Here is a 15598-nt window from a genome sequence, read left to right as displayed (position 1 = left end):
CACCCATGACCGACGTGACCTCCGCCGCCGCCGAGACCCGGCTGCGCCGTTCCCCGCTGCACGAGCGGCACACCGCCGCCGGCGCCAAGTTCGCCCCCTTCGGGGGCTGGGAGATGCCGCTGGAGTACGCCGGCGGTGGCGTGCTCAAGGAGCACACCGCAGTGCGTACCGCGGTCGGGGTCTTCGACGTGTCGCACCTGGGCAAGGCCCGGGTGAGCGGCCCCGGCGCGGCCGACTTCGTCAACTCCTGCCTCAGCAACGACCTGGGCCGGATCGGCCCGGGCCGGGCGCAGTACACGCTCTGCTGCGACGACGCCACCGGCGGCGTCGTGGACGACATCATCGCCTACCTCTACGCCGACGACCACGTCTTCCTCATTCCGAACGCGGCGAACACCGCCGAGGTGGTGCGCCGGTTGCGCGCCGCCGCGCCCGCGCAGGTCACCGTCACCGACGAGCACGAGGCGTACGCGGTGCTGGCCGTGCAGGGCCCCCGCTCGGCCGAGTTGCTGGCCGCCCTGGACCTGCCCACCGAGCACGGCTACATGAGCTTCTCCGCAGCGAGCCTGGCCGGGATGGAGCTGACCGTCTGCCGTACCGGCTACACGGGCGAGTTGGGCTACGAGCTGGTGGTGCCGGCGGAGCACGCGGTCGCGGTCTGGGACGCGCTCTTCGCCGTCGGCGCGACGTTCGGGCTACGCGCCTGCGGGCTGGCCGCCCGGGACACGCTGCGTACCGAGATGGGGTACCCGTTGCACGGGCAGGACCTCTCCCTGGACATCAGCCCGGTGCAGGCCCGCTCCGGCTGGGCGGTCGGTTGGGACAAGCCGGCCTTCTGGGGCCGCGACGCGCTGCTCGCCGAGAAGGCCGCCGGCCCTCGGCGTACGCTGCGCGGCCTGGTGGCCGTCGACCGGGCCATCCCGCGCCCCGGCATGACCCTGCACGTCGGCGACGCCCAGGTTGGCATCGTGACCAGCGGCACCTTCAGCCCGACGAGGAAGCAGGGCATCGCCCTGGCCCTGCTGAACACCGACGCCAACCTCGCGGACGGCGCCGAAGTAGAGATCGACATCCGAGGCCGCCGAGCCCCCCTGACCCTCACCAAGCCCCCCTTCGTAACCCCCTCAGTGAAGTAACCCCCAGACCCCCACCCCTTCTCCGCGTTGATCATGAAGTTATTGCCACGACACGCCGACGGCGGTGGCAATAACTTCATGATCAACGCGGAGAAGGGGTGGGGGGTTCGCCTGAGTCCAGGACTGCTTGGGTCCAGCCGCCTTCGATGACGCCCGTCGCGTCCAGGACGGCCCAGTCGACGACGTCGGACGCCTCCACCACCACGGGGGCGCCGATGCGGACGCTCTGGTCGGTGTTGGCGTCGCTGGCGCTCACGCCGACGATGCGCTCCGGGGCCTCCCACGAGGTGACGCCCGCCCAGACGTACTCCGGGCCGTCGTCGCCGGGCAGGCCGTACTTCACCACCAGCTGCGACTCGGTGGGGAGTTGGCCGGCGACGAACCGGGCCCGCGCGTCACCCAGCGCGGCCCGGGCGGTGGCGACCGCCCGGCTCATCGCGTCACCGGAACGGGCGTAGCGCACGTCCGGCTGGATGCCGGAGAACAGGGTCGCGCACGCGGCGGCGTAGTAGCGCCCGTCCGGGCCGGGATGCCCGGCTGGCGGGCGCAGGCTGAGGAACGAGTCGGCCTCCGGGTCGGTCGCCGGGTCCAGTTCGAGGCGCAGCAGCACCGGGGCGGTGGCGCCGTGCTGCTCCGGGTTGCCGTACGCCACCGCGATGTCATGCCCGGTGACTGTCGCCAGCACCGGCAGCTGCACGAACGCCGGCACCTCCTCGCCGGTGAGCCCGTCGGTCCAGTCCCGCAGCAGCCGGCGGGCCGCCCCGGTCATCACCGCACCCCAGGCGCGGGTGAGGTGGTCGGGCACCCCCTGGGTCTGCAACTCCAGCAGGCCGAAGCGGCGTAGCCCCTTGGTGGTGAACCACAGGCCCTCGGTGTCCGAGGAGTACGGCACCAGCACCCAGTCCACGAGTCGGATGCGGCCCTGCTCGTCGGGGAGGGAACGCAGCGCGGTTGCCGGGTCGAGGAACTGCAGACCGAAGACGTCCACCACGTCGCTGTCGACGGATTCGGCCACGGCCGCCGCGACGGCCCGGGCGGCCCACTCGTGCGCGGGCGGCCAGCCGGGCCGGTACTCGGCCTGTACGACCACCAGGTGCGTCGCCGCCGCCAGCCGGGCCAGTTGCTCCTTGGTGGCACCGAACGCGGTGAGCAGGTCCGGCGGAAGCTCGGGAAATTCGGCGATCGGCCGGGTGTCGACGCTCATCAGCGGGCTGTCGAGCATCTGCCGGGCCAGCCCGTGCACCGGCTCGGCCAGCCGGCCGGTCAGGGCCGCCACCGCGGTCTTCGCACTGACCTTCGGCAGCCCCACCATCGGCACCAGGTAGGTCGCGCTGAGCGACTCCGGCACCGGTACGGGCAGGAAGTCGTCCGTGATGAGCATTGTGGGATCCCCCGGTGGCCGCGCCGGTGTTGTCGAGGCGAACGCTACCCGGCCCGCCGTGCCAGGTTCAGCCGGACAGCACCAGACCCAGGTAGACCAGCGTGGTGACCACCTCGACGGTCGCGCCGAGGACGTCGCCGGTGATCCCGCCGAGCCGGCGTACCACGTGGCTGAGCAGCGGTAGCGCGACGGCGATCGCGGCGACGACGGCCAGTGGCCCCTGCCACGGACGGCCCGGCACCGCGGGCACCGCCAGCAGCACGACGGCGACCGCGCCGACGGCGAGGGCCACCGGGCCGACCGTGCCGGCCACCAGCGCGCCCAGCCCGTCGGGCCGGGCCGCCGGCACTCCCCGTCGGCAGGCCAGCGTGACACCGAACCGCCCGGCCGCGGTCGCCGCGACCACCGCCGCGAGCGCCGCCGGCCAGGACCGGCCCGCGAGGTCGGCGAGCGCCGCCGCCTGCACCAGCAGTACGACCACCAGGGCGACCACCCCGAACGGGCCGACGTCCGGCTTCTTCATGATCTCCAGGGCGGCCGCGCCCCGCCGGTACGAGCCGAGCGCGTCCACGGTGTCGGCCAGCCCGTCCAGGTGCAGCCCTCTGGTGAGCAGCGCGCCGACGCCGACGGTCACGCCGGCCGCCACCAGCGGGGGAGCGAGCGCGCCGACCACCAGCAGCACACCGGCCAGCAGGGCGCCGAGCAGCGCGCCGACCACCGGGGCGAGGGCCATCGCCGTGCCGGCGACCGGGCGATCGATGCGCCCGGCCCGCACCGGCAGGGTGGTGAACGTGGTGACTGCCAGCCGGGCTCCCGCGAGCAGCCGTGGCTCAGCCGGCACGCAGACCCGACGCCGGCTGCTCGTCCGTCCCGGTGCTGGCCGGGCCCGGTCCGGCCGGCTCCGGCTCGGCGAAGTCGGGCTCAGTGAGGTCGGGCTCGGCGAAGTCGGGCTCGGTGAGGTCCGGGTCGGCGTAGCTCGGGTCGGTGGACTCCGGCTCGTCGCCCGCCGGGTCGGCGTCGTCCCCGCCGCCCAGCGACGGGTGCACCGGCAGCGCGGCGGCGAGCGCCAGCACCGAGCGCAGCAGCGGCAGCGCGACAAGCGCGTTCGCGCCCTCGCCGAGATCCAGCCGCAGGTCGAGCAGCGGGGTGAGGCCCAGCACGTCGGCGGCGAGCCGCACGGCCGGGTGCCCGCCGTGGTCGGCCAGCAGACACCAGTGCCGCGCCTGCCCGGCCAGGTCACGGCTCACCATGCCGGCGGCCAACCCGACCGGCCCGTCGAGCAGCACCGGCACCCGGCGGGCGGTGGCGCCGAGCAGCACGCCGGTGGCCACGGCCACGTCGCCGCCGCCCAGCTCGGCGAGGATGTCCTTGGCGCCCCGCGACGAGCGCCGGGTGCGGTGCAGCGCGTCGCGGACCGCCGCGCAGCGGGTCATCCACGCCGCGTCGTCGATCTCGCCGGAGTCGGTGATCACCCGGCCCAGCACCGCGGGTGGCTCCGCGCCCGCGGTCGCCGCGAGCACCGCCGCGGCCGCCGCCTCGGTGCCGGCGCCGCACGCCCCGAGCACCAGCAGCTGTACGCCGGCGTCGGCGGCCTGTTCGGCCAACCGCCAGCCGTAGCGCAGCGCGGACTCCACCTGCTCCGGCGTGAGGGCCGGCTGGTCCTCGATCGGTGCGGCGGCCGGAGTGTCCACCACCTGCAGGCTGGCGCCGCTCTCGGCGGCCAGCCGGGCCAACGCGCCCCGGCCGGCGCGGGCCTGCGCGGCGCGACGCGCCGACTCTCCGGCGACGGTGCCGGCCGACGCCCCGCCGGCGTGGTCGCCGTGCAGCAGCAGCACCCGCACCGAGCCCCAGGCGGCGGGGGTCGAGGTGCCCTGGGTGGCGGCGGCGAAGCCCACCACCCGATCCAGCACGCCCAGGCCGGCGCCCGGTACGTCCAGGGTGGCCAGCCGGTCCACCGCCTGCGGGCCCGCGTACTCGTCGGGCATCGGCAGCTCCATGCCGGGCTGGATGACCAGCCCGGTGGCCACCACGGGCAGCGCCATGGTCGGTGCCGCCCAGGGGTCGCCCGGCTCCGGGGTCGGGGTGGCCGGTGGCGTGTGGGTCAGCACGTCGGGCAGCTGCACCTCGGGCGTCGGCTCGTCGTCGGCCAGGTTCGGCACCACCGCTGCGGTCGCGGCGACGGACGGCGCGGTGACGGGTGCGCCGGCGGTCGCGGGTGCGCCGGTCGTGGCGGTCGCGGTCGCGGGTGTGGCAGTCGTCCCGGTCGTGCCGGCGACCGGCTTGAGCCAGACCGGCTGACCCGCGACGACCAGCACGACCGCGTCGCAGGCGTCGGCGACCGCGCGGTTGGCCGCGCCCAACGCGTCGGTGAACGCCCGGCCCAGCGGGGTGGTCGGCACCAGCGACAGCCCCACCTCGGGGCTCACCAGCACCACCCGGGCGGCACACCCGCGGACCGCCTCGGCCAACTCGGCGATCGTCGCCACGTCGTCGGCGGGTTGGTGGTCCGGGTCGAGCAGCACCGTCACCCAGCCGCCGAGGTCGTCGACGAGCAGCGTCTCGTTGGCCTCGGCGGACGCGAGCACGTCGGCCAGCCGGCGCGGGTCCTCGGTGGTCTCCTCGGTGGTCCAGCTGCCCGGCCGACGGGCGCGGTGCGCCGCCAGGCGGGTCGCCCACTCGGTGTCCTCCGGGTCGCCCTCGGGCGCGGTGGCGACGTAGCGGACCACCGGCGCGTCGGTGACCAGGGACTCGGCGAACTCGGACTTGCCGGACCGGATACCGCCGAGCACCAGGACCGTGTTCCACCCGTCTACGGACATGCCCGTACCTTAGTTCTCATCCTTCGGGGCTGGGCACGTCGCCCCGGCCCCGGCCGCTTCACCCGCCGCCGCCGGCAATCTTGGACACTTTCCGTCAGCTCGGAACGGAAAGTGTCCAAGATCTACCCTGCCAACTCGCTCCCGCACCCCGGGACGGCGTCGCCGGCACAGTCTTCGACCGTCAGGCGCACCAACGCCTTCGGTTTGGACGGCCCGTACGCGGGTGGCCCCTGAGCGACGGTTGAGGCGTGGCTCGTGGGACGGTCCGAGCGGCGGTGCGCCTGCTCCGGGAGCACGGTTTGGTGATGACCGTGCCGCAGCGCGGTACCTATGCCAGCGACAGGTAGGCAGGCGGGTACCCCTACCCCGGATGGCGGCTGCGCGTTCGGAAGTCCGGCGAGAGTCCGCAGGGTGACCCGGCGTCCCGCGGTGCCTGCCGGCCCGGTGCTCGCGGTCGATCAGTCGCAGTGTTCGAACCCGCTGCCGTAACTGACCCCGCCGGTGGAGCCGCCCCACTTGACGCACGTCCCGGCGGCGCTGGCCCGCACCGGTCCGGCGTAGTAGTCGAAGGACCCGCTGTCGGTGCTGCGGGCCCGGCCCTGCACCTCCAGGTACGCCGAGGCGGCCGACTTCGCTCCGACCGCGGTGTCCTTGAGGGTGACCACGCAGTTGGTGCCGGTGCCCGCGTGGTACAGCAGGAAGACCCGGCCCTTGCGCTGCCCGTCCCCACTGGTCAGCGTCGCTGAGTCGATCACCTGGTAGCCGCTGCCGCACGCCTGTGCGGCCGTGTACGGGTTGGGCCGGCTGGACGGGGTACGGCTGGGTGTGGGGCGGCTGCTGGCCGTGGCGGTCGGCGGGGCGCCCGGTGCCCCGGTGCGGGCGGGGTCGCTGCTGGTCGTCGCGTCGGCGGGGGAGGAGCCGGTCGGGCTGGCGGTCGCGGTGCGGCTGGCGCCCGGCGTTCCGCTGGGCCGGGGCCCGGTGGTGGTCGCCTCTCCGGGCTGCGGCAGCGAGTCGTCGGTGGCCGCCACCGCCGTCTCACCGGCCAACGCGGGTGGCTGATCCGCCGAACCCGGGTCGGCTCCGGGTCGCAGCGCCACCACGGCCACCGCGACGATCAGCGCGACGAGGACGACCGCGCCGGCCCCGACCAGCAGTGGAAGGCGTCGGCCCGTCGGCCCGCTGCGGAGCGCGTCCTCCCGGGTCGGCTTCGACTCGGTCGTCGGTTCGGCCGCGACACTCGCTGGTGGGCGCGGCGCGGCGGGCCCCGCCGGCACCGGCCCGGCGGGCGGCGTCGCCGCGACCGGCGGCGCGGCATCCGGGCCGACCAGCGGCGCGGGGAGAGCGGCGGAGGCCGGGACGCCCGGGGTCGGAGCGGCCAGCGCCCACGGTGGGCGGGCGGAGACCGGGATGCTTGCCAGGGTGGCGTCGCGGGCATCGGCGGCGGCAGCGGCCAACTCGGCGGCGCTGCCGAATCGGTCCTCCGGGCGCTTGGCCAGCGCGCGGGTCACCACGGCGGCGACCGCTGGCGGGGTGTCCGCCGGCAGCGCCGCCGGGTCCTCCTGGGCGTGTCGGAGCGCCACCGCGAGGGGGTTGTCACCGTGGAAGGGCGGCTGCCCGGCAAGGCAGAAGTACGCCACGGCGCCGAGCGCGTAGATGTCGGTGGCGGCCGAGACCGGCTGCCCGGTGGCCTGTTCGGGGGACATGTACGAGGCGGTGCCGAGCACCATGTTCGCGGCGGTGAGCCCGGCCATGTCGCGGGACCGGGCGATGCCGAAGTCGACGAGCACCACCCTGCCGTCGGCCTTGACCAGCAGATTGCCCGGCTTCACGTCCCGGTGCACGATGCCGGCGAGGTGGGCGGTGTGCAGCGCGTCCGCGGCCTGGGCCAGCACCGACATGGTGGTGGCCGGATCCAGCCGTCCCAACGCGCGTACCCGGGCGGACAACGGCTCGCCCTCGACGTACTCCATCACCAGGTAGTCGACCCGGCTGCCGTCGTCGAGCGCGGCCTGCCCCACGTCGTGCACCGGGACCACGCCCGGATGCCGCAGCGCGGCCAGCATCCGCGCCTCGGCCCGGAACCGGGTGGTGAACTCCGGATCGGCGACCAGCGACGGCAGCAGCACCTTTACGGCCACCTCGCGTTCCAGCAGCACGTCGGTGCCGCGCCAGACCGCGCCCATCCCACCTGTCGCCACCCGCTCGCCCAGCCGGTACCGGTCGTCGAGCAGCACTCCCCGCGTCAACACCGAGCCACCGTACCGGCCGGCGTCAATCGGATTGATCCACCCCGTCGGTCCCCGCCGGGGCGAGCGAGCGGCCGTTGCGCGCGGAGCCGACTACGCTGGCGGGGGTTCGTCCCACGGGGACTTCAGCGGCGAGGGGAGACGCGGCATGGCGTGGAGCTGGCGGTACGAGGGCACGGACGGTCAGACGGTCGAGGGGCCGGCGGAGTCGTTCGGCAGCCAGGCCGACGCCGAATCCTGGATCGGTCAGGCCTGGCGGGAGCTCGCGGCGTCCGGCGTCACCTCGGTCGCGCTCGTGGAGGACGACCGGGTGGAGTACCGGATGAGCCTGCTGCCCACGGGCGAGTGATGGCCTACGACCGCCCGGGCGGTGAAGGGCTGGTCCTCGGCGTACCCAGGGCGGCGTTCCGGCCCAGCCCGGTCTTCCTCGGCCTGGTCGCCCTCTTCGTGGTCAGCGGGGTGCTGACCTGGAACGGGTACGGCAGCGTCCGGTTCAACGTGTTCCTCTTCGTGGTGTCCGGCTGGCTGGTGTCGCTCTGCCTGCACGAGTACGCGCACGCGGTGGTGGCCTACCGGGCCGGCGACCGGGACATCGCGCACCGCGGCTACCTGACGCTCAACCCGTTGAAGTACACCCACCCGTTGCTGTCGATCGTGTTGCCGGTGGTGGTGGTGCTGCTCGGCGGCATCGGCCTGCCGGGTGGCGCGGTCTGGGTCGACCGGCACGCCATCCCGGGCCGACTGCGGCACACCCTGGTCAGCCTCGCCGGTCCGGCGACCAACGTGTTGTTCACGCTGGTGTTGGTGGCGGCGGTGCGGTTCGGCACCCAGTCGGGTGGCCCGGTGGAGTTCTGGGCCGGGGTGGCGCTGCTGGCCTTCCTCCAGCTCACCGCCAGCGTGCTGAACCTGCTGCCGGTGCCCGGCCTGGACGGCGGCAACATGATCCAGCCGTGGCTCAACCCGCAGTGGCGCAAGATGTACGACCTGTTCGCGCCGTACGGCTTCATCCTGCTCTTCGCGCTGCTGTGGAACCCGCGCATCGGCGGCTGGTTCTTCGACGCGGTCTTCGCGGTCGGTGACCTGCTCGGTCTGCCGTCGTGGCTCTACGCCACCGGCCTGGAGCTGATCCGCTTCTGGCGGTGACCCGTGACCGGTGACCGGTGACCGGGCAGAGTTGACCTGACCCGGCGACCAGACGGATTTGACCTGACCCGGCCCGGCCGGTGCGAAACCCTCGCGCCGGCCGGGCCGGAACGGCGTCAGGGACGCTGCGCGGGGGACTGGGTCTTCGCCGGGTCCCGCTCGACGATCGGCTCGACGATGTCGTCGATCGCCTTGAGCAGGTCGGCGTCGAGCTTCAACCCGACCGCCTTCACGTTGTCGTGCACCTGCTCGGGGCGGGACGCGCCGATGATCGCCGACGAGACGTTCGGGTTCTGCAGCACCCACGCCACGGCGAGCTGGGCCATGCTGAGCCCGGCCTGCTCGGCGAGGGGCTTGAGCTGCTGGACCCGGGTCAGCACGTCGTCGTTCATGAACCGGGAGATGAAGCCCTTACCCGACTTCTCGTCGGTGGCGCGGGAACCGGCCGGCGGCGGCTGGCCCGGCAGGTACTTGCCGGAGAGCACGCCCTGGGCTATCGGCGACCAGACGATCTGCCCGAGGCCCAGTTCCTCGCTGGCCGGCACGACCTCGGCTTCGATGACCCGCCAGAGCAGCGAGTACTGCGGCTGGTTGGAGATCAGCGGGATGCGCAGCTCCCGAGCGATCGGGTGGGCGGCACGCAGTTGGGCGGCGGTCCACTCGGAGACGCCGATGTAGTGCGCCTTGCCGGAGTGGACGACGTCGGCGAACGCCTCCATCGTCTCTTCCAGCGGCGTGCTGTTGTCGTAGCGGTGGGCCTGGTAGAGGTCCACATAGTCGGTGCGCAGTCGGCGCAGCGAGCCGTTGATCGACTCCATGATGTGCTTGCGGGACAGGCCACGGTTGTTGCGGCTGGGCCCGGTGGGCCAGTAGACCTTGGTGAAGATCTCCAGGCTTTCCCGGCGCTCGTTCTGCAACGCCCGGCCGAGCACCTCCTCGGCTCGACCCCCGGCGTACCCGTCGGCGGTGTCGAAGGTGGTGATCCCCGCGTCGAGGGCGGCCCGGACGCAGGCGAACGCCGCGTCCTCCTCGACCTGCGAACCGTGGGTGATCCAGTTGCCGTACGAGATCTCGCTGACCATCAGGCCGGAACGGCCCAGGTGTCGGAATTCCATGTGCCGACCCTAGACCCAGTTGATCAACAGTGCTGACCGGTGACTCAGAGCACCGGGTTCGCGTCGGTGAGTAGTCGGTCGATCTCCTCCAGCACCTCGGCGCGGTCGCGGTGCACCGGGTCGATGAGCGGTACGCCGCGCCGGTCCAGCGCGCCCCACCGCCCGTTGTCGTTCTCGACCAGGAACGCCACCGGGTGGATGACCAACATCGGGTGCGCCGGCGGGACCAGCACCGTGCCGGTGCGGTCGACCACGCCCCGCTGACCCGCCACGTCGACAACGGCCAGCCCCTCGTCGGTGAAACCGTCGATCCGCTGACCGTCGGCCAACTCGGTGACGAAGCCGTGGTAGCGGGTGGGCACGACGATTCGGCCGGTCCGGTCGACCGCCCCCCACCCCTCGCGCCGTACGGCGGCCAGCCCGCGCCGGAACGGTCGTACCTCGGCGAAGTTGGGCGCGACCTGCACCGCCCCGGTCGCGTCGATCGCCGTCCAACCGCCCTCGCCGACCACCCAGGCGAGGCCGTCGCTGAACGGATGTGCGGCCCGGAAGGACGGCGGGATCACCGTCGTGCCGAGCAGGTTGATCAGCGACCAGCGGTCGGTGTCCGGCCGGCGGACCCAGGCCAGGCCGTCGTGGAAGGGCTGCGCCTCGGCGTACCGGGCGGGGATGACCACCTCGCCGTCCTGGCTGGTGTAACCCCACAGCGGCCCGTCCCGGTCCGGCAACGGGGGCCGGTCCCGGTCGAGCACCTCGTCCCGACTCCGGGGGTACGGCCCGAAGCCGTCCGCCTCGGCCCGGACGGTGACCGCATCGAGGGCCACCCGGACCCGGTCCAGCAGTTCGGCGTCGCCAGCGCCGCGCAGGTCGAGCGCCTTTTCGAAGTGCTCGCAGGCCTCCATGAGCCGCCCCTGGTCGTAACACGACCGCCCGGCGTGCTCGTGCAGCGCCGCCCGCAACCGGTCGGGCAACTCGACCGAGTTGGCTTGGGCGAAGAGTTGGTCGGCCTCGGCGAAGTCGCCGCGCCAGCGCAGCACGTGGGCCAGCCGGGCCTGCGCCAGCGCGGTCCGGCGCAATTCGCCGGTGGCCTCGGCGTACGTGAGGGCGAGCCGACCGTCGGCCAGCGCGTCGTCCAACTCGCCGAGAATCCGTGAGGCCACCGCCCGCAGGCTGAGCAGGCGGGCCCGGGCACGGTTGTCGACCGCCGAGCCCAACTTCTCGGTCAGCCGTCGCCGGATGGCCCGCAGGTCGTCCGACTCGGTCAGATCCTCGCGCAGGGTGACCGGGTCCAACCGCCAGCGGTACGCGGCCAGCACCTGCTCCGGGTCGCCCGGGTCGGCCAGCGACGGGCGGGTCACCACCGGCGGCGCCTCGTCGGGTGGCGCGGACACCGGCAGGTTCTCCGCGTCCGAGCCGCTCCGTTGGCCGGGTACGGCCGAGGCTGGCGGCGCGGACGTCGGCTCCACCGACGCCGGTGGCCCGGAGACCGGTGCCGTGTCGGACGGCGGTGTCGAGGCCGGCGGCGCAGACACGGGCGCCGGTGGCGCGGACACGGGCGCCGGTGGCGCGGACACGGGCGCCGGTGGCGCGGACACGGGCGAGATGGAGTACGGCTGCGCAGGGGCGGGTGGGGCGGAGACGGGCGCTGGCGACGCGGCGGGTGATGGGGGCGCGGAGACGGGTGCTGCCGGCGGGGCCGATACCGGCGACGCCGGGGGCGCGGAGACCGGCGTGACCGCGGCGGGCGGTGCCGAGACCGGTAGTGCCGAGAAGGGTGGTGCCGAGACGGGCGAATTCCTGTCGTCCGAGGCCGTCACGGACGGCGCGACGTCGTCCGGCCAGTCGTCGGCTCGCGATCCGTCCGACGGGCTCGTGTTCGAAGCGTCAGCCGCCTGCTCGTCGGGTCGCGCGAGTTCGTCCGTCGGGTCGTGCTCGACCAAACCGGTGTCCTCGGTGGACGAGGCGGTGGAGGGCTGCTGGCCGCCATCGACGGCAACTTCGACCCGGGCTTCGAGGTCGGGTTCCGCCTGCTGGTGGGGAACCGCGACGACGGGTGCGCCGGAGACGGGCTGGTCGCCGTCCACCGGTCCCGTGTCGAATGCGGGCTGCGGGTCGTCGTCCAGGTCGTCCACCCAGCGCCGGGGAGCACCGGAGACCGGGTCAGCGGGCGGCGCGGAGACCGGGGCGAAGGTGTCGTCCGATGTCGACCCGCCGACCTGCTCGTCGGCCACGTCGAGGTGGGTGTCGGCGGTTGGTGTGGAGGTCTCGGCGTCCGTTGCGGCCGTTGTCGTGGAGAGGTCGCCGGCCGTCGACTCATCGTCGGCCGGGTCGAACGACCGCTGATCCGTCGCCGGCTCGGCCGGTTCGGAATCGGCGGGGTGAGCCGGGCTGAACCACGCCTCCGGCCCACGGGTGCTCGGGACGTCGTCCGGCTCGCGGTCGGGTGCCACCGGCTCTTCCGAGGGCGGCGGGGGTACGTAGCGGCGCGGCGTACCGGGGGCCGGCGGGAGCACCGGCGCGACGTCCACCGGTGGCGGCTGCGAGACGGTAGGAGCGGCAGCCACCGGGGTCGACTCGGCCGGGGTGGGGGCGGGGCGGGTTGCTGGTGGCTCCGGGGCCTGCCAGGTGGGCGGCGGGGCGACCGACGGGCGTGCGTCGGCCGCCGGGGTCAGCCGCTCCGGCGGGTACGGGCGTTGGGGCACGGCCGGCCGTTGCGGCGCGGCCGGTCGATCGGGGGAGTGCGGCCGCTCCACGGAGGGCAAGCGCTCCGGGGAGACCGGGCGGCGATCGGTCGGTGGGGTACCGGCCAGCGGGCCGTCGACCCGACGGCGGTCCGGGCCCGGCTCCTCGCCGCGCCGCTGGTCCACCGGGTGGCCCCCGGTGCCCGGTCCGGGATAACGCGGCGGCGGGCTGTGGCGCGTCCCAGACGCCGGCGGCGGTTCGGTCAGCGGCCGGCGTCCCGATGCTGGTGGGGCATCGGACCGCTCGTCGGCGCCGGGCGGCTCCACCGGCGCCGACCGGTACTCCAGCCGCAGGTGCGCGGCGGGCGGTCCCGAGACGGGCAGGTCGGCGGCGGGCGACACCGGGGCGGCCGACACCGGTCGGTCCCGGCCGGGTGGCGCGGGGGAGACGGGTGCCGGCGACACCGGCCGTTGCGGGGAGGCGGGGGAGATCGGGGCTGCCGACACCGGTCGGTCCCGGCCGGGGGGCACGGGCGCCGGCGACACCGGTCGGTCCCAACCGGGTGAGACGGGGGCTGACGACACCGGTCGGTCCCAATCGGGGGCCACGGGTGCCAGCGACACCGGTCGCTCCGGGGAGGCCGGTGGGACCGGCATGGCACGGCCGGACGCGGGCGGCGCTGTCGCGGCCGGGCGTACCGGTCGCTCGTCGGGCCGCGCCGGGGCTGCCGCAGGTCGCTCGTCGGGCCGCGCCGGGGCCGCCGGCCGTTCGGGCCGGGCGGCCGGCCGCGACGCGATGCCCGGCTCGGCGCTGCGGTGCGGGTCGGCGGTGCGGGGTGGCTCGGTGCGGTGCGGGTCGGCGGTGCGGGGTGGCTCGGTGCGGTGCGGGTCCGCGCTGCGGGGTGGCTCGGTGCGACGGCCCGGCTCGCGGGTGCGGTCCGGGCTGCGGTCCTGGCGCACCGGACCCGGTGGTGGCCAGGGCAGACTGCCGTCCGAGCGCTGGCCCGGCTGCGGCCGGGGCTCGCGGTACGCGTCCTCACGCGGCGCGTTCTCGCGGTACGCGTCCGGGCGGGCCTGTTCGCGGGGCCGCCGGTCCGGGTACGCCTCGGCGCGGGCTGCCGCCTCACGGGGCTGCTGCCAGTGCGGGTCGATGTCGGGCCGACGCCGGTCGTCGTCGAGGCGGGGCTGGTCGGGCAGGTCCGGCTCGGGTCGACGCCGTCGTCCACCGTTGGGTGGGGGCATCCCCTCGTCCGCGCGGTAGCGCGGCTCTGGGCGGCGCACGTCGTCGCCGGCCCGGTCCGGGTACCCGTCGGCGCGGTACCGTGTGCGGCCGTCCACGGGCGCCCAGGGGGCGGCCCCGTCGGCGATCCGGCCGTCGTGGTCGCGGGCGGGTCGGGCTCCGTACCCGTCTCCGGGGTGCCGTTCGTAACCGGCGGCCGGTCGCTCCGGTGCGCCGCGCCGGCGTGGTGCGTCGTCCGGCTCGGGCACCCAGCCGGGTTCGGGCCGGGGCGCGGGGGAGACCGGCGGTGTGCCCCGGTAGCCCCGATCCCGCTCGGCGGGCTCCGGCCGGGGGCGGCGGCTGTCGTACCGCTCGGGGGTGGGCTGCTCCCGGTGCCAGGCGGCTTCCCGCGCGGGTCCTCGCTCGTCGGCCGCGCGCCGGTCGGACCAGGCGGTGCGCCGGTCCGACTCGGGGGAGCGGCGTTCGTCGCGGCGGGGTGGCTCGGGCAGCGGACGACGGTACGGCTCGTGGTCGTAGTGGCGGGAGTCGGCGCTGTCGGGCCGGCCGTAGGTCGACGTGTCCGCCGAGCGCTCGTCGCCTCGGGGCCGGCCGTAGACGGGTGTCTCGCCCGGCTCGTCGTCCACCCAGGACCGGCCGTGGGGTGCCTGTTCCTCCGGTGGTTCGTCGGACCACGACCGGCCGAGGTAGGTGCCGTCCGGGCGGGTCGGCGCGAGCGGTGGCACCTCGGCGCGGCCGGACACTGTCGCCCGCCCGCGCGGCGGCGGCTGGTGCGGCATGCCGATGTCGCCGGGGTAGCGCTGGCCGGGGAACTGGGGGTGCCACTCGGCGGTCGGCTCGATCACCCAGGACGGTTCGTTCGGGTCTGGCCACCGGTCGGTGTAGCGGCCGTTCATCCGGCGAGCCCGTCGCCACACCCGGCCGCCGGGCCGATCCTCGCCGGGGGTGAGCTGTCCGCAGCCGCCGCCGGGTGACCGCTGGGCGTCCGGTCGCCGCCTGCCACGCCCCGGTGGCCGGCTCGCGTCCGCTCGCTCACGCGTTGTCACCTCGTTGCAAATTGTCGCGCTGGGGCCGCACATGCCGGTCAGGTCGCCGCTTTGGCAGGCCGTGGCTGCGGATGGAGGGTAACGGCGCGGGCTCGCTCACCGCCACTGTGGTACGGCCCACCGGCGCAAACGTTATCCCATTGGTTTCGGACATTTGGTCCTATAAGCGAATCTGGTCTCCGACCATACCGCACTCGACGTCCAGCGGGCTGCTGCGGATCGCAGCGACCGGTCAGGGATGCTCCATGATGAGGACGGCGAACGTGCCGGGAGCGAGCGCCTCGTAACGGTGCGGGGTGTCGCCGGGGAACGTGGCGTAGTCACCGGGGTCGAGTTCGACCAGCGCGCCCTCGGGCCCCGCCCGCAGTCGGCCGGCGGCGACCACCACGTGTTCGATGCTGCGGGGGGTGTGTCCGTGGCCGGCCCGGACCGCCCCGGGTTCCAGTGTGATCAGGTAGACGTCCCGGCGCAGGTGCGCCGCACCGGCGCTGAGCAGAGTTCCGCTGAAGTCGGCCTGCTCGGAGCGGACGTGCGGCCCGTCGCCGGCCCGGATGACCCGTACGACGTCGTCGACGGGCTCCACCAGCCGGCTGAACGGCACGCCGAGGGCGACGCCCAGCGCCCAGAGCGTCTCCACACTCGGGTTGCCGGTGCCCGACTCCAGCTGGGAGAGGGTGGACTTGGCCACCCCCGCCCGGCGGGCCAGCTCGGTCAGTGAGATGCCGACCCGTTCCCGCTCCCGGCGCAGGGCGGCGGCGATGGTGGCCAGCGGGGCGGCCGGTTCCGAAGGCATG

General features: G+C 74.9%; 10 protein-coding genes. 3 read left to right on the top strand and 7 right to left on the bottom strand.

Annotated elements, in window-relative coordinates:
• Positions 1-5: 5 nt before the first annotated feature.
• A complete protein-coding gene (gcvT, locus tag V6U86_RS06320; protein ID WP_334499453.1) occupies positions 6-1136 on the top strand; it encodes a glycine cleavage system aminomethyltransferase GcvT in 1131 nt (376 codons plus the stop codon).
• An 82-nt stretch (positions 1137-1218) separates the two neighbouring features.
• On the opposite strand, the gene V6U86_RS06315 is transcribed toward gcvT, so the two are convergent.
• The 4 genes from V6U86_RS06315 to V6U86_RS06300 form a co-directional block, all read right to left on the bottom strand.
• Positions 1219-2517: a DUF2314 domain-containing protein gene (locus V6U86_RS06315; RefSeq protein WP_334499451.1), complete on the bottom strand. Its 1299-nt coding sequence runs from the start codon at positions 2515-2517 to the stop codon at positions 1219-1221.
• A gap of 67 nt (positions 2518-2584) precedes the next feature.
• Positions 2585-3358 carry an adenosylcobinamide-GDP ribazoletransferase gene (locus tag V6U86_RS06310; RefSeq protein ID WP_334499449.1) on the bottom strand — a complete coding sequence of 258 codons (774 nt, stop codon included), beginning with the start codon at positions 3356-3358 and terminating at the stop codon, positions 2585-2587.
• A complete protein-coding gene (locus V6U86_RS06305; protein ID WP_334499447.1) occupies positions 3348-5336 on the bottom strand; it encodes a bifunctional adenosylcobinamide kinase/adenosylcobinamide-phosphate guanylyltransferase in 1989 nt (662 codons plus the stop codon). Before V6U86_RS06305 ends, V6U86_RS06310 begins: the two co-directional genes overlap by 11 nt.
• Before the next feature lie 458 nt (positions 5337-5794).
• Positions 5795-7585 carry a serine/threonine-protein kinase gene (locus V6U86_RS06300; RefSeq protein ID WP_334499445.1) on the bottom strand — a complete coding sequence of 597 codons (1791 nt, stop codon included), beginning with the start codon at positions 7583-7585 and terminating at the stop codon, positions 5795-5797.
• Between the two features lie 145 nt (positions 7586-7730).
• On the opposite strand from V6U86_RS06300, the gene V6U86_RS06295 reads away from it, so the two are divergent.
• Entirely contained in the window at positions 7731-7931 is a 201-nt protein-coding gene (locus V6U86_RS06295; RefSeq protein ID WP_334499443.1) for a hypothetical protein, read from the top strand.
• Positions 7931-8725, top strand: a complete 795-nt coding sequence (locus tag V6U86_RS06290) for a site-2 protease family protein (protein WP_334499441.1) — start codon at positions 7931-7933, stop codon at positions 8723-8725. Before V6U86_RS06295 ends, V6U86_RS06290 begins: the two co-directional genes overlap by 1 nt.
• Before the next feature lie 116 nt (positions 8726-8841).
• Here the strand turns inward: V6U86_RS06290 and V6U86_RS06285 are convergent, their stop codons facing one another.
• The 3 genes from V6U86_RS06285 to V6U86_RS06275 form a co-directional block, all read right to left on the bottom strand.
• Positions 8842-9840, bottom strand: coding sequence for an aldo/keto reductase family protein (locus tag V6U86_RS06285; protein WP_334499439.1), 999 nt, complete (start codon positions 9838-9840; stop codon positions 8842-8844).
• 44 nt (positions 9841-9884) lie between these two features.
• On the bottom strand, positions 9885-14654 hold the full coding sequence (locus V6U86_RS06280) for a WG repeat-containing protein (RefSeq protein ID WP_442934891.1): 4770 nt from the start codon (positions 14652-14654) through the stop codon (positions 9885-9887).
• 382 nt (positions 14655-15036) lie between these two features.
• Complete coding sequence (locus V6U86_RS06275) at positions 15037-15597, bottom strand: helix-turn-helix domain-containing protein (RefSeq protein ID WP_334499435.1); 561 nt, start codon at positions 15595-15597, stop codon at positions 15037-15039.
• Position 15598 lies beyond the last annotated feature (1 nt).

The sequence above is a fragment of the Micromonospora sp. CPCC 205558 genome (assembly GCF_036902955.1).
GTDB lineage: Bacteria > Actinomycetota > Actinomycetes > Mycobacteriales > Micromonosporaceae > Micromonospora.
The sequence above is the reverse complement of the archived record's forward strand: the minus strand, read 5'-3'. Positions and strand labels throughout refer to the sequence as shown.